Genomic DNA, 20,187 nt, shown 5'->3' on the forward strand with positions numbered 1-20,187 from the left:
TTGCTGCACAGTTTGCGGCACAGCCTGCGGCACAAGGAAAACGGGGCCGGATCGCCAGATCCGGCCCCTTTTCCATCACCACCGCACCGGCAGCATGGGCGCTTCCGGCAGTGGGGATCCGCGCGGCGGCAGCCCGATATCCCGCCGCAGATGCTCGCTCAGCCGCTCCGTCGGATCGGCCTCGACCGGCGCAAAGACCGTCCGCAGCAGCGTCATTGCCGCCACGGCCAGCACGCGCCAGGCGCCATGCTCGGTGATGGCCAGATGGATGGTATGGGGCATCGCCCGCCCCTGGGTCAGCGTCTTTTCCATGTCAAATCCCGGCAGGTGCAGCGCACCGGAACCGGCTCCTGTTGAGGGTTTGGTTGGGGCAGGACGGCACCGCGACAGACCGGAATACCCCCGGGCGGAGCGGTCGATTATCCTGCGATGTCAGAGGGTTGGTTTGCGCGCTTCACAAGGCGCCACCGGTGGAACGAAGGCAGGTCAGACGCGATACGATCGCGCGCCGCCACCCAGGCCGTTCTCCCCGCCACGCCGTGACGATCCAGCAATGTTCACCATCACGCCCTCCATCTGTTGCGTTGCGGGAAGCCACGCCTAACCCGACTCGCCGCCTGTCGTAAATCCCCGCTCGCGCCAAGACCCCGGCCCTGATGCAGCCGGGCCACAAGCGGAAACAAGGTCAACAGGATTGACCTGTAATGGGTCACATGCTATGACCCATCCATCCCCCCGCGAGGTGCCCATGACCGATCCCCGCCGCCACTCCGTCCTCGAAGATATCCAGGGCATCGCCTTCGGCATCATCATGGCCGCCCTCGGCATCCACATCCTCACCCATATGGGCTTCGCCACCGGCCAGACGACCGGCCTCGCCGTCCTCCTCGCCTATACCGGCAACCTCCCGTTTTCCTTGGTCTATTTCCTGATCAACCTGCCCTTCCTCGCGCTTGGCTGGTGGTATCTGGGCCGTCGTTTCGCGCTGAAAACCCTCATCACCACCGCCGCCCTCTCCGTCCTGACCGACATCCTGCCGCGCTGGATGACCCTCGGCCCCATCGAACCCGCCTTCGCCGCCCTCCTTTTCGGCATTCTCTTCGGCATCGCCGCCCTCGCCGTCGTCCGCCACGGCGGCAGCTTCGGCGGCTTCTCCATCCCCGCCCTGATCCTGCAAAACCGCTTCGGCATCCAGGCCGGCTACACGCAACTGGCCGTGGACATTGTCATTTTCTCCGCCGCCGCCCTGATCCTCGATCCCGAAACCCTGCTCTGGTCTTTCCTCGGCGCGGCCACCTATTCGCTCTTCCTCGCCATCAACCACCGCCGCGACCGCTACATCGCCGCCTGACCCTCTGGCGCGCCCTGCCCTGCCCGGATAGACCCCGCGCCATGACCGACCCGAAATCCCACTCCCTGATCGAAGATGCACAGGGCCTCGCCTTCGGGGCCACCATGGCCGCCTTCGGCATCGTCCTGCTCACCCATCTCGGCATGATCACCGGCCAGACGGCGGGCCTCGCCGTCCTGCTCTCCTATGCCAGCGGCCTCCCCTTCGGCCCGGTCTTCTTCGCCCTCAACATCCCCTTCTACTGGTTCGGCTACCGTCGCATGGGATTGCCCTTCACGATCAAGACCTTCCTCGCCGTTGCTACCCTTTCCCTCCTCTCCGCTCTGATGCCCCGCTGGGTGGATTTCGCCACCCTCTCCCCCGCTTTCGGCGCCATCCTCTTCGGCTTCGTCTCGGGCGCGGCACTCCTTGCCATCTTCCGCCACGGCGCCTCGCTCGGCGGCATCGGCATCCTCGCGCTCTACATCCAGGACCGCACCGGTTTCCGCGCCGGCCATACGCAACTGATCTTTGACGCCGCCCTCTTCGCCGTCGCCCTCACCTTCCTGCCCTGGCCCACCGTCGCCTGGTCCTTCCTCGGCGCGGCCGTCGTCAATCTCGTCATCGCCATCAACCACCGCCGCGACCGCTACATCGCCACCTGACAGGACGGCCCTAGCCAACAGGCCGCAAACCCTGTATGGCCCCTCGCAACCGCAGAAAAGCTTGAAAGAGATCTCCCCGATGGAGCTTCGCAACATCGCCATCATCGCGCATGTCGACCATGGCAAGACCACCCTCGTCGATGAACTGCTGAAACAGTCCGGGTCCTTCCGCGACAATCAGGCCGTTTCCGAAAGGGCGATGGATTCCAACGACATCGAACGGGAACGTGGCATCACGATCCTGGCGAAATGCACGTCCGTCGAACATGGCGAGACCCGCATCAACATCGTCGATACCCCCGGCCACGCCGATTTCGGCGGCGAGGTGGAGCGTATCCTGAACATGGTCGATGGCGTGGTCCTCCTCGTTGATGCCGCCGAAGGCCCCATGCCCCAGACGAAATTCGTCACCTCCAAGGCGCTCGCCCTCGGCCTGCGCCCCATCGTGGTGCTGAACAAGGTTGACAAGCCGGATGCCGAGCCCGACCGGGCCCTTAACGAAGTCTTCGATCTTTTCGCCAATCTTGGGGCGAATGACGAACAGCTCGATTTCCCCTATCTCTACGCCTCCGGTCGCGCCGGCTGGGCGGATGAAAGCCTCGACGGCCCGCGCAAGGACCTTACCGCGCTGTTCGATCTCATCGTCCGCCACGTGCCTGCGCCGAAACAGATCGCCCGCCAGTCCGAACCCTTCTCGATGCTGGCCACCACCCTTTCGGCCGATCCCTTCATCGGCCGCATCCTCACGGGCCGCGTCGAATCCGGCCGCCTGAAGGTTGGCGAAACGCTAAAGGCGCTCTCCCGCACGGGTGAGCGGATCGAACAGTTCCGCGTGACCAAGGTCCTCGCCTTCCGCGGCCTGACCCAGACCGCCATCGAAGAGGCGCTTGCCGGTGACATCGTCACCCTTGCCGGCATGACCAAGGCCACCGTGGCCGATACGCTTTGCGCGCTTGAGGTGGACACCGCCCTTCCCGCGCAACCCATTGATCCGCCAACAATTACCGTCACCTTCGGCATCAATGACAGCCCCCTTGCCGGCCGCGACGGGAACAAGGTCCAGTCCCGCGTTATCCGCGACCGCCTGATGAAAGAGGCGGAAACCAACGTCGCCATCAAGGTCGCCGATACCCCCGGCGGCGAGGCTTTCGAAGTCTCGGGTCGTGGCGAACTTCAGATGGGCGTCCTGATCGAAAACATGCGCCGCGAAGGGTTCGAACTCTCGATCTCCCGCCCCCGCGTGATCTTCAAGGAAGAAAACGGCGTCCGGATGGAACCGGTGGAAGAGGTCATCGTCGATGTCGATGACGAATATTCCGGCGCGGTGATCGACAAGCTGACCGGCGAACGCAAGGGCGATCTGGTCGAGATGAAGCCCGCAGGGGCAGGCAAGACCCGCATCATCGCCCATGTCCCCTCGCGTGGCCTGATCGGCTATCACGGCCAGTTCCTGACCGATACCCGCGGCACGGGCGTCCTCAACCGCATCTTCCACGGCTGGGTGCCGCACAAGGGCCCGATCCAGGGCCGCCGCCAGGGCGTGCTGATCTCGATGGAAAACGGCGTTTCCGTCGCCTATGCGCTCTGGAACCTCGAAGACCGGGGCCGCATGTTCATCGGCCCGCAGGAAAACGTCTATGAAGGCATGATCATCGGCGAACACAGCCGCGACAATGACCTCGAGGTGAACCCGCTCAAGGGGAAAAAGCTGACCAACGTCCGCGCCTCCGGCACGGATGAAGCCGTCCGCCTGACCCCCCATATCCGCTTCAGCCTCGAAGAGGCCATCGCCTATATCGACGATGACGAACTCGTTGAAGTCACGCCGAAAATCATCCGCCTGCGCAAGCGCATCCTCGATCCGCACGAACGCAAGCGGCAGTCCAGAAGCGCCTAAGCCGTCCGCGCCTCGGCATGGGTGGCGCGGAACTGTCCGCGCGCCCATTTCAGGAAACCCGCGATCCTCGGGTCCGAGGCCGTCTTGCTGTCGGCCACCGCCCAGATGTCGCAGGCCGGCGCCTGCGGCCCATCCAGCGGCAGCAGCCGCGCATCGTTCCCCGCCAGTTCCTGCGGCAAAAGCGCTATGCCCAACCCCGCCGCACAGGCCTCCAGCATGGTCGGCACATTGGGCGACAGCAGCGATACATTGCCCCCCAGCCGCGCCAGCCAGCGATAGCTTTCCACATCCGCCAGCGCCCGCGAGGCCCGGATAACCCCCTGCCCGTCCAGCGTATCCAGCCGCCCCCGGATGCGATGCGCGGCCACATAGCTCGGCGCGGCATAAAGCGCCATCGCCAGCCGCCCCAGCAATTGCCCCGTGCTGCGTTCCGGCGCCGTGGCCATCGGGGCCAGCATCACGTCATAGCTTTCGGGGTCCAGCCCATAGACATCATCATGCACCGACAGATCGGCGGAACTGTCGGCCCGCATCGCCCAGGCCGGAACCTGCGGCGCAAGGAACAGCCGCGACAGCATCTCGCAACTCGCGATGCGCAGCGGCGGTGGCGCATCCGTCAGCCGCGCCTTCACCCGGTCATAGATCGCCGCCATCTCCCGCGCTGCCGTCACCAGTTCCACGCCCCGCGCATTCGGGCTCATCCGCCCCATCTCGTCGCGCAGAAAGATCGGCTGCCCATGCGCCTCGATCGCTGCAAGCCGCCGCGACATGGTCGATTGGCTGATCCCGGCCAGCCGTGCCGCCCCCGAAAGGGACCCGGCATCGGTGATCAGAAGAATATCCCTCAGGTCATTCCAATCCGGAAACGGCGCTGCCATGCCCAGAACCCCCTTCACCACAATACGATTTGGCACTCGGAACCCGTGGCACTCTTCCCGCAGCCCCAATCGGGCTGCGTCAAGGCAACAATCCTTAACGCCCCCGAAGGTGCCGTCAACACGACTTTCATGCAAGTGGGTCTCAGGCCGCCAGACGCAGCGGGCAGGGATGGAAGGCACGCAGCCGCACCTCGGCCCCCTCGAAGGTGCAGAAGCTGCCGGCCGGCACCTCGATCCAGTCGCCTTCATCCTGTTCCAGCGGCTCCGACACCACCGCCCGGCCCTGTCGCCGGTCCGACCAGCGGTGATACAGCGTCGGCGCATGGTCATCCGTCGCATAGCGCACGGCGTGCAACCTCTCGCCATCCGAAAGCGCCGCCGTCAGCCGCAGATGCGGTGTCGTTCCCTTTTCGCGGGCCAGCGCAATCAGCCGCGCCGCCGCCCGTTCCAGCGCGCCTTGCGGATCATCCTCAAGCCCCTCGGCCAGGGCGATCAGGAACAGCGCCTCGCTATCCGTCGCCCCCTTGCGATGCGGATACAGATCGTCGCGGATCATCATGTCCGCATCCCGCCGAAAGGCCTCATACCCGCCCAACTGGCCGTTATGCATGAAACTCCACCGCCCCACGGTGAACGGATGGCAATTGTTCCGGCTCGTCGCCGTCCCGGTCGAGGCCCGCACATGCGCCAGGAACAGCCCCGATTTCACCTGCGCCGTCAGACTTTTCAGGTTCGGGTCCGACCAGGCCGGCATCACGTCGCGATACAGCCCCGGCTCCGCCCGCTCGCCATACCAGGCCACACCGAAACCATCGGCATTGATCGCGGTATGGCATTGCGTGGCGCAATGGCTCTGATGGATCAGGGAATGGCCGGGGCGGCTCACGATCTCTTCCAGAAAGATCGGCGCGCCCACATAGGCAGCCCAGCGGCACATCAGATGCACCACCGGAAGGTCAGGAAATCAAACATGCTCCGCCTCGGATTCTTCTTTTCCATGACATTAACATGAAAACGGCCCCCGCAGGGGCCGATTTATCGAAGCGACGGAACGGATTGGCAAAAACTCACTCAATCTCTTCCACGACCATCAGGTCGCGCACACTCGCCCCCTTCGCATGGGCCAGCGCCGCCTGATAGGCAGGCGAGTTGTAGCATTCCACCGCCTTCTCCAGGCTCGGGAACCGCGCCACCACATTGCGGGCGCGGTCATTCCCCTCAAGCTGCACATAGCGCCCGCCGCGCGCCAGAAAGACGCCGCCATGCGCGGCAATCGCAGGCCCGGCCTCCTTGGCATAGCGGCCATAGGCCTCGGCATCCGTCACATGGACATGGGCGATCCAGAGCGCGGTCGGCATCTCAGCCCCCGATCACGGCTTCCGCCGCCTTGATGGCCGCATCCGCCTGCGCGATATCGGCGCCGCCCGCCTGTGCCAGGTCCGGCCGGCCACCGCCACCCTTGCCGCCCATCGCCTCCGCCGCCGCCTTGACCAGCGCCACCGCCGACAGCCGCCCCGTAAGGTCTGCCGTCACCCCCGCCGCAACGGCAGGCTTCGCCCCCGTATCCGCGATCAGCAGCACCGCACCCGACCCGATCCGCGCCTTCATCTCGTCGATCAGCGCCGGCAGGTCCTTGCCCGACACGCCAGACAAGACCTGTGCCAGGAACTTCACGCCCCCCACATCCTTCGCCTCCGGCCCACCCTTCGCGCCGCCGCCCATCGCCAGCTCACGCCGCAACTGCGCCACTTCGTTCATCAGCGCCCGCCGTTCCTCGGCCAACGCCTTCACGCGATCCACCACCTCAAAGACCGGGGTCTTCAAGGAAGCCGCAATCTCCGCCAGCCGCGCATCCTGCATCCGCAGATGGTCCAGCGCCGCCGCCCCCGTCAGCGCCTCGATCCGCCGCACGCCCGCCGAGGATGCGGAATCGCCCAACAAAACAAAGGCCCCGATATCCCCGGTCCGCGCCACATGCGTCCCGCCGCAAAGTTCCAGGCTATAGGTCTTGCCATCCGCGCCCTTGGCCGAACCCTCCAGCACGCCCATGGAAACGACGCGCACCTCATCCCCATATTTCTCGCCGAACAAGGCCTGCGCCCCGATGGCGCGGGCATCATCGGGCGTCATGATCCGGGTCTCCACCGCGCTGTTCTGGCGGATGAACTGGTTCACCTCCGCCTCGACCTGCGCCAGTTCCGCCCCCGAAAGGGCCGTGGAATGGCTGAAGTCAAAGCGCAGCCTGTCGGGCGCGTTCAGGCTGCCCTTCTGCGCCACATGATCCCCCAGCGCGCGCCGCAGCGCCTCGTGCAGAAGGTGGGTCGCCGAATGGTTGGCCCGGATGGCCGAGCGCCGCTTGTGCTCCACCTCCAGCTTGGCAGGCTGACCCTTCAGGATGCTGCCTTCCACCACCTCGGCCACATGGATGAAGACACCTGCCGCCTTCTTGGTGTCGGTCACATGGGCCAGACTCGTATTCGTCCGCACCCAGCCCGCATCGCCGACCTGACCGCCGGATTCACCATAAAACGGCGTCTGGTTGACCACGATCTGCACCATGGCCCCGGTTTCGGCAGAGCCGATCCCTGCCCCGTCCTTCACCAGCGCCAGCACCACGCCCTCGGCGGTTTCGGTGTCATAGCCCAGGAATTCGGTCGCCCCATGCGCCTCGGCCAGTTCGAACCAGATCTTGGCATCCTTTGCCTCGCCCGTCCCGGACCAGGCCGCCCGCGCCTTGGCACGCTGTTCGGCCATCGCGGCCTCGAACCCCTGCACATCCACCGCGCGGCCCTTCTCGCGCAGCGCATCCTGCGTCAGGTCCAGCGGGAAACCGTAAGTATCATAGAGCTTGAACGCCGCGCCGCCGGGCAATTCCGCCCCCTCCGGCAGCCGGCCCAACTCCTCGTCCAGCAGCTTCAACCCGCGGTCCAGCGTCTGCTTGAACTTCGTCTCCTCAAGCCGCAGCGTTTCCTCGATCAGCGCCTGCGCCCGGGCCAGTTCCGGATAGGCCCCGCCCATCTGCCGCACCAGCGCAGGCACCAGCTTGAACATCACCGGGTCCTGCGCGCCCAGCATATGGGCATGACGCATCGCCCGCCGCATGATCCGCCGCAGCACATAGCCACGCCCTTCGTTCGACGGCATCACCCCGTCGGCGATCAGGAAGGACACCGACCGCAGGTGATCCGCGATCACCCGATGGCTGGTCTTGCCCGGCCCATCCGGATCCTGGCTCGTGGCATGGGCGCTGGCTTCGATCAGCGACCGCATCAGGTCCGTGTCGTAATTGTCATGCTTGCCCTGCAACAGCGCCCCGATCCGCTCCAGCCCCATGCCGGTGTCGATCGACTGCATGTCGAGCGGGCGCATCGTGCCATCCGCGAACTGCTCGTTCTGCATGAAGACGTTGTTCCAGATCTCGATGAACCGGTCGCCATCCTCTTCCGCACTGCCGGGCGGGCCGCCCCAGATATGGTCGCCGTGATCGTAGAAAATCTCGGTGCAGGGGCCGCAGGGGCCCGTCGGCCCCATCCGCCAGAAATTGTCGTCGCTCGCGATGCGGATGATCCGGTGATCCTCCAGCCCCGCCACCTTCTTCCAGATCCCCGCCGCCTCATCATCCGTGTGATAGACCGTGACGCAGAGCTTCCTGGGGTCGATCCCGAAATCCTTGGTCAACAGCTCCCAGGAAAAGGCAATCGCTTCGGCCTTGAAATAGTCGCCAAAGCTGAAATTCCCCAGCATTTCAAAGAAGGTATGATGCCGTGCGGTATAGCCCACATTGTCCAGGTCATTGTGCTTGCCACCCGCGCGCACGCATTTCTGCGCCGTCGTGGCCCGCTTGTAATCCCGCGTCTCGACCCCGGTGAAGCAATTCTTGAACTGCACCATCCCCGAATTGGCGAACATCAGCGTCGGATCGTTGCGCGGGATAAGCGGAGAGGACTCCACCACCCGATGCCCGTTGCGCTGGAAGAAGTCGAGGAAGGTCGATCGGATATCGTTCAGCGACGCCATGCTGGATTGGCCCTTTCAAAGGCGGAAAACCCGTTTCGGCACCCCAATTAGCCCTGCAACCCGCCCCTGTCCACAGCCTGCGCCGCAGGCCGCGAAAAAAGGCCGGAACCCACCGGTTCCGGCCCTTTCAATCCGTCCGTGACCGGCAGGGTCACATGTCGAGCACATCATCCTCCGCCGCACCACCCGGCGCGGTGAAGTCAAGGCCATTGGCGGCGCGGATCTTGTCCTCGATATCCGCCGCAAGGCCGGGGTTCTGCTTCAGGAACAGTTTCGCATTCTCGCGCCCCTGCCCGATCCGCTCGTCGCCATAGGAATACCAGGCGCCCGATTTCTCCACGACCCCGGCCTTCACGCCGATGTCGATCAGCTCGCCCAGCTTGGAAATCCCCTCGCCATACATGATGTCGAATTCCACCTCGCGGAAGGGCGGCGCGACCTTGTTCTTCACTACCTTCACGCGGGTCGAATTGCCCACCACCTCATCCTTGTCCTTGATCGACCCCACGCGGCGGATATCAAGGCGGACCGAGGCATAGAATTTCAGCGCATTGCCGCCCGTCGTCGTTTCCGGGCTGCCGAACATCACCCCGATCTTCATCCGGATCTGGTTGATGAAGATCACCATGCAGTTGGACCGCCCGATAGAGGCCGTCAGCTTCCGCATCGCCTGGCTCATCAGGCGGGCCTGGCTGCCCATCTGCATGTCGCCCATGTCGCCCTCGATCTCCGATTTCGGCGTCAGCGCCGCCACCGAATCGACGACGATCAGGCTCACCGCGCCCGACCGCACCAGCGTATCGACGATCTCCAGCGCCTGTTCGCCCGTGTCGGGCTGCGAGATCAGCAGTTCATCCAGATTGACGCCCAGCTTCTTTGCATATTGCGGGTCCAGCGCATGTTCCGCATCGACGAAGGCGCAGACCCCGCCCTTCTTCTGCTCTTCCGCCACCACATGCAGCGTCAGCGTCGTCTTGCCCGAGGATTCCGGTCCGAAAATCTCGATGATCCGGCCTTTCGGCAGCCCGCCGATCCCCAGCGCGATATCAAGGCCCAGCGAACCGGTCGAGGTCGCCTCGATCTCAAGCACCGGGCTATCCTTGCCCAGCTTCATGATCGAGCCCTTGCCGAACTGCCGTTCGATCTGTGCCAGAGCGCTTTCCAGCGCCTTCTGCTTGTCCATTTCGCGCTTCCCGTTCAAGTCGAGGAGGTTCGCCACCGCCATGTCCGTCTCCTTATTTCACAGCCGCGACCGGGCGGCAATTGCTGCGCATGTTCCCCAAGTGTTCTCATGTGTATGAGCACAAAAGTAGAACAAATCAATGAAAATCGACGGGACTCAGGATAGGAACCAAAGGTTAAGGCGTGGTTTACGGCCTACCCTCCCGCCTGCCCCTTGTGTAGAAGGGCGCGGCGCAGCGGAAAGGTGGTTCATGCTGGTGTTCTGGGATCAGAGACTCGTCATCCTCGCCACGCCCAAGACGGGATCGACGGCGATTCAGGCCGCGCTCGAATCGCTGGCGACCATGGCCGTCCAGCGCCCCCCCGTCCTCAAGCACACCAGCGTCGCACGTTATCACCGCTTCATGGGCCCCTATCTGGAGGCGGCGTCCGGCGCGCCCTTCACCGTCGTCGCCCTGATGCGCGAACCGCGTGACTGGCTGGGGTCCTGGTTCCGCTACCGCCAGCGCGAGGATATTCCCGATCAGGCCCGCGCCACCACGGGGATGAGCTTCGATGCCTTCGTCCGCGACTGGTGTGCCGATCCGCAGCCGCCCCATGCGGCCGTCGGCTCGCAGGCCCGCTTCCTCGCGCCCAAGGGCGGGAAGGGTCTCGACCATCTCTTCCGCTATGAAGAGATCGACCAGTTCGTCGCCTTCCTCGAAGACCGCCTCGATTGCGAAATCATCCTGCCCCGCCTGAACGTCTCGCCCCATGCCGCGCTCGACCTTGCGCCGCAGACCGAGGCGATGCTGCGCAGGGCTGCGGCGCGCGACTTCGCGCTTTACGAAACCCTGCGCCCCGTCGAGGCTTGACCGCACCCGCCCCTCAGGCCGCAAGCTGCGCCTGCACCGTCTCGGTCAGGTCGGACAGGGAAAAGGGTTTCGGCAGAAAGACCGATCCGGGAATGCGCGCCTGAAGATCGGCCAGCGCCTCTTCGGCATAGCCCGACATGAACACGGTCCGCGTCCCCGGCCGCCGTTTCAGCGCCCGCAGCACCCAGCCCGGCCCGTCCAGCCCCGGCATCACCACATCGGTCACGAAGACATCTATCCGCAGCCCGGCATCCTCCAGCACGGCCAGCGCCTCTTCCGCGCTGGCCGCCTCCAGCACCGACAGCCCGCGCAGCCGCAGCGCGCGCGCCGCAAAGGTGCGCACCGGGGCCTCATCCTCCACCAGCAGCACCACCCCACCCTTGCGCGGCCCCCCGCGCGGCCGCGCCATGGCACCGCCCGCGGGCAGCACCTGCTCCGCGCAATAGGGGAACCAGAGTTCGAACTCCGTCCCCAGGCCGGGCGTCGACTCCACGAAGATGAACCCGCCCGATTGCTTCACGATCCCATAGACCATCGAAAGGCCCAGCCCCGTGCCCTCTCCCGGCCGCTTCGTCGTGAAGAAAGGATCAAAGATCTTCCCGATCCGCTCCGCCGGGATACCATGCCCCGTGTCCTGGACCGAGATCACCACATGCCGCCCGCGCGGCACCACGGCCCGGTCGCGCGCCATCTCGTCGGCCAGCGTCACAAGGCGGGTCTGCACCTGCACCACGCCGCCGTCTGGCATGGCATCGCGCGCATTCACCACAAGGTTCATGATCACCTGATCGAATTGCCGTCGATCCGCCCGGATGGCCAATCCCTCCGCCCCATGGACCAGGTCCAGCGCCACCCGCTCGCCCAGCAGTCGGCTCAGCAGATGGGTCAGGTCGGCCAGCGCATCCTGCAACTCGATCCGTTCCGGCTTCAGCGTCTGCTTGCGCGAAAAGGCCAGCAGTTGCGACACCAGCGCCGCCGCGCGATTGGCATTCTGCCGGATCTGCACCAGATCGGCATGTTCGGGATCATCCGCCGTCTTGCGCAGCAGAAGAAGGTCGCAATGACCCGAGATCGCGGTCAGCAGATTGTTGAAATCATGCGCGATTCCCCCGGCAAGCTGCCCGATTGCCTGCATCTTCTGGCCTTGCAGGACCTGCGCCTCGATCCGTTTCAGCGCCGTCGCATCCTGCAACACCGCCAGAGCCCCGCCCGCCTGATCCGGGCAGAGCGCGACCTGAACGAAGCGATCCCCCTCCTCCGCCCGCTGCCCGCGCAGCGCCACCATCTCCGCCCCTCCCGGCTGGCGGCCTGTGGCGACATCGGCGATCCAGTCCCGCACCGGACGCCCCAGATCGACGAAGACCCGCGCCGGTTCCGGCAATTCCCCCGGCGCCAGATCCAGAAGCAGCCGCGCCGCCGCATTGACCTGCCGCAGGTCGCCAGTGCCGTCAAATCGCAGCATCGGCAGGGGCAGCCCTTCGATCAGGGCCTCCGCACCGGCCCCCTGCCCGCGCCGCTCGGCCTCGTCGCGCCGCGCCGCGCCCGTGATTAGCAGCCCCCCCGCCAGAACCAATCCCGCCGCCAACACCCAGGCCACGCCCGGCCATCCCTCCCACAACAGCGCGAGGCCGATCCCGCCTGTCACAAGACCAAACAGCAGCAGCGCACGCAGGGCGCGCGGCGCAGTCAGGCAAAGCAGGCGGGCGGTCATCTCATGCATCCGGCCCAGAATGCGGCGGAAGGTCTTAAGAAACTCCTAACGCCCGCACCGGAGGCGCGTCGCCATCCCGGGTCACTCCCCCCGGCGCAGCACGGCGGCATAGAATCCGTCGCCGCCCTCCAGCGGGGTGAAATGCCGCTCCGCCTCCAGCCGCCAGTCCGGATGCCGCGCCAGAAAGGCCGCCACCTGTGCCGTATTCTCCGCCGCGATCATCGAACAGGTCGCATAGGCCAGCGCCCCGCCCCCCCGCACCATCCGCGCGGCCCGGTCCAAGATCTCCGCCTGCACCGCCAACAGTTCCGCCAACCGCCCGGAGGTCAGCGCCCATTTCCCCTCCGGATCGCGCCGCCAACTGCCCGAGCCGGAACAGGGAACATCCGTCAGAACAAGGTCGTAAGGTCCTGTTGCTTCTGGCTTTTCCGTCAGTTTCACCCGCACGCCGGCGCGGGCGGCACGGGCGGGCAGATCGGCCATCCGCCGCGCCTCGGCATCATGCGCGAACAGCCGCAGCCGCGCCCGCGCCGCCATCGCCAGGGTCTTGCCCCCGCCACCGGCGCAGAGGTCCAGCACCGCCATCCCCTCCGCCAGGGGCAGGAGCTCCACCACCGCCTGGCTGGCGGCATCCTGCAACTCCACCACCCCCTCGGCATAGGAGCGCGACGCCTGCACCTTCCGCGCCCCCTCCACCACCTCAAGCGCCGAGGTGGCCAATCCATGCGGCAGGGCCACGATCCCCTCCTCGGCCAGCGCAACCACCGCAGCCGCGCGCGTGCACTTCGCAAGGTTCACCCGCAGAAAGACCGGCGCCCGCCGCTGCATCGCCGCCATCACCGCCTCGAACCGCGCACCCAACGCGTCCCGCAACGGCCCCTCCAGCCAGTCGGGGCAATCCAGCGCCTCCGCCCCGGCCGGGCTCCGCCCCGCCTCTGCCGCCATTGGCGGGGCGGGTGCATGGCCCTGGCCGTCAAACAGCCCCTCCTGCCCCATCCGCCGCGCCCAGCCCAGAACCAGGGCCCGCGCCGTCTGCCCCCCGCCAAGCGCCGCGCAGGACCGCCGACAGCGCAGCACGTCAAAGACGATGTCGCGCACGGCCGCCCGATCCCCCGACCCGGCATAGCGGTTGGCCCGCCCCCAATTCGTCAGCGCCACCTCTGCGGGCCGTCCGGCCAGCACAGCCTCCAGCACCGCGATCGCCGCCGCCGCCCGCGCGCCCGGCGTCATGCCTTGCGTTCCTGAAGGATGTTGCCGCCATCCACCACCACCACCGCCCCGTTCACGTAAGAGGCCGCGTCCGAGGCAAGGAAGGCCACCACCGCCGCCACCTCGTCGGGCGTCCCTGCCCGCCCCGGCGGCGTCGCCCGCGCTGCCAGAACCTCCTCGGGGGTCGAGGCTTCGGTCGCCACCCATCCCGGCGCCACCGCATTCACCGTCACGCCCTGCGCCGCCACCTCCAGCGCCAGCGCATGGGTCAACCCCACCATCCCGGCCTTGGCCGCCGAATAGGCCGCCTCTCCGGGGTTCGAGACGTAGGGCCCTGTCACCGAGGCCATCATCACCACCCGGCCCCGGCCCTGCGCCACCATCGCCGGCAGAAAGGCCCGCGTCACCAGAACCGCCGTTGTCAGCGACACATCCATCGCCCGCCGCCACTGATCCGGGTCAAGGTCGAGGAAGGACACCTGCTCTGCCGGGGCGCCCACCGATCCCATGCCGGCATTGTTCACCAGCACATCCACCGGCCCCACCGCATCGAACAGACGCGCCACCTGATCGGGTTCCGTAAGGTCGGCCACATGTGCCGTCACGTCCAACCCCTCGGCAATCAGTTCCGCCGCCCGCGCATGGATGCGCCCCGTCGTGGCGCAGATCGCCACCCGATCGCCCGCCCGCGCCAAGGCGCGCGCCGTGGCAAAACCGATCCCGCCCGGCGCACCCGCCCCTGTCACCAGAACCCGCCGCAGAACCCGCTGCTGTGCCGCCATGCTGCCCCCCGTTCTTCGGGCCGGACCATAGGAAAAGGCGGCCGCCTTGACCAGCGCCCGCCCTCTTGGACCAAGTTTCTTCGAAGAAATTTGTAAAAATCTTCGAAGATTCTTGATTGACTACTCCGCCTGATCCGCAGGCTTGGCGTTCAGCATGCCGTATTTCTCCTCGCCCAGCCTGTCGAACAGGCCAAGCTGGGTTTCGAGAAAATCAATATGCCCCTCCTCATCCGCGATCAGCTCGTCAAACAGCGCGCGGGTCACGAAATCGCCCACCCCGTCGCAATGCCGACGCGCCTCGATATACAGGCTGCGGGCCTCATGCTCCGCCGCCAGATCGGCCTCCAGCGTTTCGCGCAATGTCTGGCCGATCCGCAGCGGGTCCAGCTTCTGAAGGTTCGGATGCCCTTCCAGAAAGATGATCCGCGCGATCAGCTTGTCGGCATGATGCATCTCCTCGATGCTCTCCGCCCGCGACTTCGCCGCCAGATGGCCGTAACCCCAATCCTCCTGCAAGCGGAAATGCAGCCAATACTGGCTGACCGCCGTCAGTTCCGACCGCAGCGCCGCATTGAGATAATCAATAACCTTGGGATCGCCCTTCATTGTGCCGTCCTTCCCCGTTCCGGGGCCTGAGATTGGGTATGGGATGCCTGGACCGCGCCGCGATGGCGGGGGTCGTGGGTACCTCAAGGCTGGCACAATGACGCATGGTGTCAAGAAAGAGAGGCATGCACCCCCCGCAATCGGCGCGCTTTCCCAGCGCGTGATAGATCTTTCCCGGCGTGATGATCGTCTCTGGGTCCGCCCGCCGCATCCAGTCCGCCGCCGCGCGAATGTCCTGATCCGAAATCCCCGTGCACTGGCAGACGATCATGCGCCCCTCACTTCGTCAGGATCAGCTTGCCCAGCCGCGTGATGCGCAGGACATAGACTTCGCCGCGATGCACCAGCCGCGCAAGGCTGCCGCCCTCGGTCAGGGTCAGGACATCATGGATCGGCGGTTCGGCCTCGGGCTTTTCGGTCATCGGCATCACGGTCATCGGCAGGGCGGTCTGGGGCGGGCGGTCATGGGCGCGCGGGACGAAGTCTCCCGCCACCCCGATTACCTTAGTGATTTTGTCGGTCATGTAAAGCCGACAAAATCACTCAACCTTCACCGCCACCCCCGAAAAAGCAATAGGCCCGGGGCGATGCCGCACCCGGGCCTTGCACTGCACCTGAACCAAGGCTCAGCCGATCCGGTAATTCGGGCTTTCCCGCGTGATCTGCACATCATGGACATGGCTTTCCTTCAGCCCCGCCCCGGTGATCCGCACGAACTGGCACCGCGTCCGCATCTCGGCCACGGTCGCATTGCCGGTATAGCCCATGGCCGCCCGCAGACCGCCCACCATCTGGTGAATCACGGCCGCCGCGCTGCCCTTGTAGGGAACCTGCCCCTCGATCCCCTCGGGAACCAGCTTGTCCGACGCGGCATCCTTCTGGAAATAGCGATCCGCCGACCCCCGTGCCATCGCGCCAAGCGACCCCATCCCGCGATAGGCCTTGAAAGACCGCCCCTGCCACAGGATCACCTCGCCGGGGGATTCATCGGTCCCGGCAATGGCCGAACCGACCATCGCGCAAGAGGCCCCCGCCGCAATGGCCTTGGCGAAATCGCCGGAATACTTGATCCCGCCATCGGCGATCACCGGGATATCCCCCGCCGCCCGCGCCGAATCCATGATCGCGGTCAGTTGCGGCACGCCCACGCCCGCCACGATCCGCGTGGTGCAGATGGACCCCGGCCCGATCCCCACCTTCACCGCATCCGCCCCCGCCCCGATCAGGGCCCGCGTCGCCTCGCCCGTCGCCACATTCCCGGCCACGACCTGCACCGCATTGGACAACGCCTTGATCCGCTCCACCGCCTTGGCCACACCCTCGCTATGGCCATGCGCCGTGTCGATCACCACCATATCCACGCCCGCGTCGATCAGGGCCTGGCTCCGCTCGAACCCCGCATCCCCCACGGTCGAGGCAGCCGCGACCCGCAGCCGCCCCAGCTCATCCTTGCAGGCCTGCGGGTTCAGCACGGCCTTTTCGGTATCCTTCAGCGTCAGAAGGCCGGTCAGCTTCCCCTTGCCGTCGGTCACCAGCAGCTTCTCGATCCGCCGCGCCTTCATCAGAGAGATCGCCTGTTCCCGGTCCACCGGCTCTCGCAGCACGGCCAGATTCTCCGAGGTCATCATCACCGAAACCGGCGTCTTGTCGTCGCTGGCAAAGCGCATGTCGCGGTTCGTCACGATCCCCAGCACACGGCCCCCGCCATCCACCACCGGAAACCCGGTGATGTTATACCGCTCCATCAGCGCCTTCGCATCGGCCAGAGTCTGGTCCGGCGTCAGGGTGATGGGCTTGTACACCACCCCCGATTCGAACCGCTTCACCCGCCGCACCTCGGTCGCCTGCGCCTCGATGTCCAGATTGCGGTGGATCACCCCGATCCCCCCCGCCTGCGCCATGGCAATCGCCATCCGCGCCTCGGTCACCGTATCCATCGCGCTCGACAAAAGCGGGATGTTCATGCGGATGGATTTCGTGACGAAGGTGGACGTATCCGCCTCGCTCGGCAGCACGCTGGACGCGGCCGGAACCAGCAGGACATCATCAAAGGTAAGGGCCTCGCGAATCTCCATCACCGTCTCCGTGGAAGGCTTCGTTTGGCGGTTCCCCATTTCATGGCCGTCCGGGGGATGCAAGCGCAAATCCCGCCCGCCACCCCTTGCGCCCGCGCCGCCCCCGTGCATCCTGCCGCCCGTCCCGGACCGGAGCCACCATGCGCGTCGCCATCGTCGAAAACACCCGCATCACCCATCACGGACAGGTCGGCGTCGCCCTGCATGAGGCGGCGGCGAAGATCGACCTCTACAAGCCCTGGTCCGACCGCCGCCTCCCCGATCCCGGCAGCTTCGATGCCCTCGTGGTCTTCGGCGGCGAACAATCCGCCCGCGACGACCACAGCCACCCCTATCTGCCCGATCTGGCCCGCCTGATGCGCGCCTCGGGCGAAGAGGGCAAGGCCGTGCTGGGCATCTGCCTCGGCTCGCAACTCCTCGCCCGTGGCCTTGGCGCCGAGAACCACCTCGGCACCGCCCCCGAATTCGGCTGGTGCGAGGTCGCGCTCACCGATGCCGGCCGCGCCGACCCCGTGCTGTCGCAGCTTCCCGCCAGCTTCCCCATCTTCCAGTGGCATTCCGACACCTTCACCCTGCCCGCTGGCACGACCCGGCTCGCCGGATCGGGCATCGCGCAGAACCAGTGCTTTCGCCTGAACCGCGCCACCTATGGGATGCAGTTCCATTTCGAGGCATCCCGTGCCGTGGTGGCCGACTGGAACCGCAGCTTCCCCGAAGCGGTGGAACGCAACCTGCCCGGCTGGCTTGACAGGCATCACCCCGAAAGCGCGGCGCGCGAAGGCGCGCAGGCCGATGCCCATGGACTTGCCATCGCCCGCGCCTGGGTCACCCTCATCGAAACCGGAACCTGACGCAGGTTCCGCACCGATTTCCGACGCAGAAATCGGCCCCTTCCGTGGCCTGACGCCAGAAGACGGAATTCGCGTCAAATTCCGCCGCGAATTCCGCGCCTGAATTCGCCGCCCCTACACCTCTGCCGCATTCGTCACGGCGGCCAGCCGTCCGCTGCCCCAAAGCGTGACAACCCGATAGGCGATGACCGGCACAATCCCCAGCGCCGCCACCAGAACCACCATCCCCGCAACCTCCCATCCCAGCGCCAGCAGCGCCCCGGCATAGGCCGACAGCGGAAAGGTGAAGGCCGCCCACATCGCGCTGAAGCCGGACTCGGTGATCCACCGCCCCCCGGCCAGCAGCGCGACGAAAATTCCCGTCGCCACGGCCAGCGCCACCTCCGGCAGCACCGGCATTCCGACCGACATCCCCACCATCGCAAAGAAACTCGCCGGCGCCAGATGGATCGCCAGCAGCGGCCGCAACGGCGCGGGCGGCACCCGGCGGACCAGTTGCCAAAGGCTCAGACCCCAGATCAGCAGCGCCACGATGCCCGTGCCCCAGACCAGCCCCCGCGCCAGCGGCTCCCACCCTACCATCGGCGCGGCCAGCCCGCCCACGACAAAGCCCACGAAGGTCAGATGCCAGCCGGGGTTCACATCCCGCGCCTCGGGCGGCAGGCGCAGCAGAACCCGCACCGTCAGCAGCATCACCAGCAGATGCCCCGCCAGGGCCGCCGCCAGCAGCACCTTGCCAAGCCCCGCGGAAAACGGCGCGACCGCCGCCGCCAGCGCCATCCCGCCCATCGTCGCCGCCGCCAGCCCCGTCCGCCCCGGCAGGACCTTCAGATCGTCAAGGATCACCGAAGGCCGCTTCGCCATCTTCACGGCATAGGCAAAGGCGGCATAGGACCACAAGACCGCCACCGCCCCCAGCACCAGATCGGCCAGCCCGATCGGCAACCCAGCCGCCTCCAGCCCCCGCCGCAAGGCCAGGCCCAGCCCGAACAGGCCCAGGATCGCCGGAAACACCGCTGGCGGAACCCGGTCGAACCGCCCCGGCCGCCGCGGCGGAAATTCCGGCGGCGGGTAGATCTTCGGTCGCGGATGCGCAGACGTCGCCATGCCGATGGCCCCCTTGATGACCCATTCAGCCTAGCGAATGCGAAAGGCGCAGGCAAAGCCCGCGCCCCGCGCCAGATCACCGCAGGTTCTGGCCGACGTTGCCCGTAGGGCGGGGGTCTCCCCGCCATGCTCCGTCTCCCCCTCACGCCAGAACGGGAAACCAGTCCTCCCGCAGCCGCTGCCCCGGCACCATCCCATGCCCCGGAAAGGGCGGCGAAGTCGGCCCCGGCCGCTCCACATAGCGCGCATCATCCCCCACAAGGCGCAGAGAAAAGGCCCGCCGCCGCGCGGTCGTCGTATTGCCCCGGGTGCCATGCAGCGTCCGGTAATGGAAGGCCACCGCATCGCCCGGCTCCATCTCCCATTCCAGAATCCGCATCCCCTCCGCCTCCGGGTCCGGCACGGCCATGTAATCATGCTCGCCCGGATAGAAATTCGTCTCCGCCATCCAGCGCGTGGGCAAAACGTCCTTCGGCCACAGATGGCTCCCCGCCACGCAGCGCAGGCTCGCCTCCCGCACCGGATCGAGCGGCACCCAGAAGGAAACCGTCTGCCGCCCCTCGACGAAATAGTAAGGCCCATCCGTATGCCAGGGCGTCGGCTTGTTGGTCCCCGGCTCCTTCACCAGCACATGGTCATGGAAGAGTTGCACCCGCTCCGACTCCATCAACGCCGCCGCCACCTGCGACACGCCGGACTGCCGGATCGCCTGTTCGAATTCCGGGATGCGCGACCAGTTGCAGTAATCGTCGAAGAACCGCCCCTTCTCACCCGGCTTCAGCGTCGCCATCAACTGCGGCGACGGATCGGCCATGTTCTTCTCCACCCCCGCGCGCAACACCTCCACCCAGTCGCGGAAGAGGCCCTTTACCAGCACCACCCCGTCGCGCTGGAAATCCTCCACCATCGCCTCCGAAACGGTCACTTCTGCCACAGCCATCTCGCCTCCTGTCGCTTTTCGTAGCCCCGGAGTCGACAGTTCGCATGACCTGGGCATAGCTTCCAATAATATGTCGCAATAAC

The 20,187-nt window shown here is 66.3% G+C and carries 20 protein-coding genes; 5 read left to right on the forward strand and 15 right to left on the reverse strand.

The genetic code is table 11. The features are described from left to right. Window positions 1-75: 75 nt before the first annotated feature. Window positions 76-312: a hypothetical protein gene (locus C0V75_RS07655; protein WP_101920309.1), complete on the reverse strand. Its 237-nt coding sequence runs from the start codon at window positions 310-312 to the stop codon at window positions 76-78. 436 nt (window positions 313-748) lie between these two features. Here C0V75_RS07655 and C0V75_RS07660 point away from each other — a divergent pair, with 436 nt between their 5' ends. From C0V75_RS07660 to typA, 3 genes are all read left to right on the forward strand, one after another. After that, a complete protein-coding gene (locus C0V75_RS07660; protein ID WP_158241801.1) occupies window positions 749-1,351 on the forward strand; it encodes a YitT family protein in 603 nt (200 codons plus the stop codon). Window positions 1,352-1,392: 41 nt separating this feature from the next. Beyond that, a complete protein-coding gene (locus tag C0V75_RS07665) occupies window positions 1,393-1,995 on the forward strand; it encodes a YitT family protein (RefSeq protein ID WP_101920311.1) in 603 nt (200 codons plus the stop codon). A 79-nt stretch (window positions 1,996-2,074) separates the two neighbouring features. After that, window positions 2,075-3,892 (forward strand): translational GTPase TypA, encoded by a 1,818-nt coding sequence (typA, locus tag C0V75_RS07670; RefSeq protein WP_101920312.1) that lies wholly within the window; start codon window positions 2,075-2,077, stop codon window positions 3,890-3,892. Here typA and C0V75_RS07675 read toward each other — a convergent pair. The 5 genes from C0V75_RS07675 to recA form a co-directional block, all read right to left on the reverse strand. Beyond that, window positions 3,889-4,770 carry a LysR family transcriptional regulator gene (locus C0V75_RS07675; RefSeq protein WP_158241802.1) on the reverse strand — a complete coding sequence of 294 codons (882 nt, stop codon included), beginning with the start codon at window positions 4,768-4,770 and terminating at the stop codon, window positions 3,889-3,891. The two genes, typA and C0V75_RS07675, sit on opposite strands and share 4 nt — an antisense overlap. Window positions 4,771-4,912: 142 nt before the next feature. Further along, window positions 4,913-5,707: a class II glutamine amidotransferase gene (locus C0V75_RS07680; protein ID WP_101920753.1), complete on the reverse strand. Its 795-nt coding sequence runs from the start codon at window positions 5,705-5,707 to the stop codon at window positions 4,913-4,915. Between the two features lie 130 nt (window positions 5,708-5,837). Beyond that, window positions 5,838-6,128 (reverse strand): DUF1330 domain-containing protein, encoded by a 291-nt coding sequence (locus C0V75_RS07685; RefSeq protein ID WP_101920314.1) that lies wholly within the window; start codon window positions 6,126-6,128, stop codon window positions 5,838-5,840. A 1-nt stretch (window position 6,129) separates the two neighbouring features. Further along, complete coding sequence (alaS, locus tag C0V75_RS07690) at window positions 6,130-8,787, reverse strand: alanine--tRNA ligase (protein ID WP_101920315.1); 2,658 nt, start codon at window positions 8,785-8,787, stop codon at window positions 6,130-6,132. A 151-nt stretch (window positions 8,788-8,938) separates the two neighbouring features. After that, window positions 8,939-10,012 (reverse strand): recombinase RecA, encoded by a 1,074-nt coding sequence (recA, locus tag C0V75_RS07695; RefSeq protein ID WP_101920316.1) that lies wholly within the window; start codon window positions 10,010-10,012, stop codon window positions 8,939-8,941. Between the two features lie 208 nt (window positions 10,013-10,220). Here recA and C0V75_RS07700 point away from each other — a divergent pair, with 208 nt between their 5' ends. After that, complete coding sequence (locus C0V75_RS07700; protein WP_101920317.1) at window positions 10,221-10,823, forward strand: hypothetical protein; 603 nt, start codon at window positions 10,221-10,223, stop codon at window positions 10,821-10,823. Between the two features lie 13 nt (window positions 10,824-10,836). Here C0V75_RS07700 and C0V75_RS07705 read toward each other — a convergent pair whose 3' ends face one another. The 7 genes from C0V75_RS07705 to guaB form a co-directional block, all read right to left on the reverse strand. Then, window positions 10,837-12,543: an ATP-binding protein gene (locus tag C0V75_RS07705; RefSeq protein WP_101920318.1), complete on the reverse strand. Its 1,707-nt coding sequence runs from the start codon at window positions 12,541-12,543 to the stop codon at window positions 10,837-10,839. 72 nt (window positions 12,544-12,615) lie between these two features. Beyond that, a complete protein-coding gene (locus C0V75_RS07710; protein WP_101920319.1) occupies window positions 12,616-13,764 on the reverse strand; it encodes an RsmB/NOP family class I SAM-dependent RNA methyltransferase in 1,149 nt (382 codons plus the stop codon). Then, window positions 13,761-14,525: an SDR family NAD(P)-dependent oxidoreductase gene (locus tag C0V75_RS07715; protein WP_101920320.1), complete on the reverse strand. Its 765-nt coding sequence runs from the start codon at window positions 14,523-14,525 to the stop codon at window positions 13,761-13,763. The genes C0V75_RS07710 and C0V75_RS07715 overlap by 4 nt, the downstream gene beginning before the upstream one ends. A gap of 120 nt (window positions 14,526-14,645) precedes the next feature. Beyond that, the gene (gene bfr, locus C0V75_RS07720) at window positions 14,646-15,131 is read right to left on the reverse strand and encodes a bacterioferritin (protein WP_101920321.1); all 486 of its coding nucleotides are present in this window, start codon (window positions 15,129-15,131) and stop codon (window positions 14,646-14,648) included. Then, window positions 15,106-15,402 (reverse strand): bacterioferritin-associated ferredoxin, encoded by a 297-nt coding sequence (locus tag C0V75_RS07725; RefSeq protein WP_101920322.1) that lies wholly within the window; start codon window positions 15,400-15,402, stop codon window positions 15,106-15,108. The genes bfr and C0V75_RS07725 overlap by 26 nt, the downstream gene beginning before the upstream one ends. Window positions 15,403-15,409: 7 nt before the next feature. Further along, the gene (gene hemP, locus C0V75_RS07730) at window positions 15,410-15,568 is read right to left on the reverse strand and encodes a hemin uptake protein HemP (RefSeq protein WP_101920754.1); all 159 of its coding nucleotides are present in this window, start codon (window positions 15,566-15,568) and stop codon (window positions 15,410-15,412) included. Window positions 15,569-15,757: 189 nt separating this feature from the next. Beyond that, a complete protein-coding gene (guaB, locus tag C0V75_RS07735; protein WP_101920755.1) occupies window positions 15,758-17,206 on the reverse strand; it encodes an IMP dehydrogenase in 1,449 nt (482 codons plus the stop codon). A 140-nt stretch (window positions 17,207-17,346) separates the two neighbouring features. Here guaB and C0V75_RS07740 point away from each other — a divergent pair, with 140 nt between their 5' ends. Then, a complete protein-coding gene (locus C0V75_RS07740; RefSeq protein WP_101920323.1) occupies window positions 17,347-18,057 on the forward strand; it encodes a type 1 glutamine amidotransferase in 711 nt (236 codons plus the stop codon). A 114-nt stretch (window positions 18,058-18,171) separates the two neighbouring features. On the opposite strand, the gene C0V75_RS07745 is transcribed toward C0V75_RS07740, so the two are convergent. Further along, entirely contained in the window at window positions 18,172-19,164 is a 993-nt protein-coding gene (locus tag C0V75_RS07745; RefSeq protein WP_101920324.1) for a tellurium resistance protein, read from the reverse strand. Between the two features lie 142 nt (window positions 19,165-19,306). Beyond that, the gene (locus C0V75_RS07750) at window positions 19,307-20,104 is read right to left on the reverse strand and encodes a phytanoyl-CoA dioxygenase family protein (protein ID WP_101920325.1); all 798 of its coding nucleotides are present in this window, start codon (window positions 20,102-20,104) and stop codon (window positions 19,307-19,309) included. Window positions 20,105-20,187 lie beyond the last annotated feature (83 nt).

This window comes from Tabrizicola sp. TH137, from assembly GCF_002855575.1.
GTDB lineage: Bacteria > Pseudomonadota > Alphaproteobacteria > Rhodobacterales > Rhodobacteraceae > Paragemmobacter.

Bases quoted from the DNA above. Each gene is read 5' to 3' on its own strand.
- C0V75_RS07655 (WP_101920309.1), bottom strand. From the start codon at position 312: ATGGAAAAGACGCTGACCCAGGGGCGGGCGATGCCCCATACCATCCAT.
- C0V75_RS07660 (WP_158241801.1), top strand. From the start codon at position 749: ATGACCGATCCCCGCCGCCACTCCGTCCTCGAAGATATCCAGGGCATC.
- C0V75_RS07665 (WP_101920311.1), top strand. From the start codon at position 1,393: ATGACCGACCCGAAATCCCACTCCCTGATCGAAGATGCACAGGGCCTC.
- typA (WP_101920312.1), top strand. From the start codon at position 2,075: ATGGAGCTTCGCAACATCGCCATCATCGCGCATGTCGACCATGGCAAG.
- C0V75_RS07675 (WP_158241802.1), bottom strand. From the start codon at position 4,770: ATGGCAGCGCCGTTTCCGGATTGGAATGACCTGAGGGATATTCTTCTG.
- C0V75_RS07680 (WP_101920753.1), bottom strand. From the start codon at position 5,707: ATGTGCCGCTGGGCTGCCTATGTGGGCGCGCCGATCTTTCTGGAAGAG.
- C0V75_RS07685 (WP_101920314.1), bottom strand. From the start codon at position 6,128: ATGCCGACCGCGCTCTGGATCGCCCATGTCCATGTGACGGATGCCGAG.
- alaS (WP_101920315.1), bottom strand. From the start codon at position 8,787: ATGGCGTCGCTGAACGATATCCGATCGACCTTCCTCGACTTCTTCCAG.
- recA (WP_101920316.1), bottom strand. From the start codon at position 10,012: ATGGCGGTGGCGAACCTCCTCGACTTGAACGGGAAGCGCGAAATGGAC.
- C0V75_RS07700 (WP_101920317.1), top strand. From the start codon at position 10,221: ATGCTGGTGTTCTGGGATCAGAGACTCGTCATCCTCGCCACGCCCAAG.
- C0V75_RS07705 (WP_101920318.1), bottom strand. From the start codon at position 12,543: ATGCATGAGATGACCGCCCGCCTGCTTTGCCTGACTGCGCCGCGCGCC.
- C0V75_RS07710 (WP_101920319.1), bottom strand. From the start codon at position 13,764: ATGACGCCGGGCGCGCGGGCGGCGGCGGCGATCGCGGTGCTGGAGGCT.
- C0V75_RS07715 (WP_101920320.1), bottom strand. From the start codon at position 14,525: ATGGCGGCACAGCAGCGGGTTCTGCGGCGGGTTCTGGTGACAGGGGCG.
- bfr (WP_101920321.1), bottom strand. From the start codon at position 15,131: ATGAAGGGCGATCCCAAGGTTATTGATTATCTCAATGCGGCGCTGCGG.
- C0V75_RS07725 (WP_101920322.1), bottom strand. From the start codon at position 15,402: ATGATCGTCTGCCAGTGCACGGGGATTTCGGATCAGGACATTCGCGCG.
- hemP (WP_101920754.1), bottom strand. From the start codon at position 15,568: ATGACCGTGATGCCGATGACCGAAAAGCCCGAGGCCGAACCGCCGATC.
- guaB (WP_101920755.1), bottom strand. From the start codon at position 17,206: ATGGAGATTCGCGAGGCCCTTACCTTTGATGATGTCCTGCTGGTTCCG.
- C0V75_RS07740 (WP_101920323.1), top strand. From the start codon at position 17,347: ATGCGCGTCGCCATCGTCGAAAACACCCGCATCACCCATCACGGACAG.
- C0V75_RS07745 (WP_101920324.1), bottom strand. From the start codon at position 19,164: ATGGCGACGTCTGCGCATCCGCGACCGAAGATCTACCCGCCGCCGGAA.
- C0V75_RS07750 (WP_101920325.1), bottom strand. From the start codon at position 20,104: ATGGCTGTGGCAGAAGTGACCGTTTCGGAGGCGATGGTGGAGGATTTC.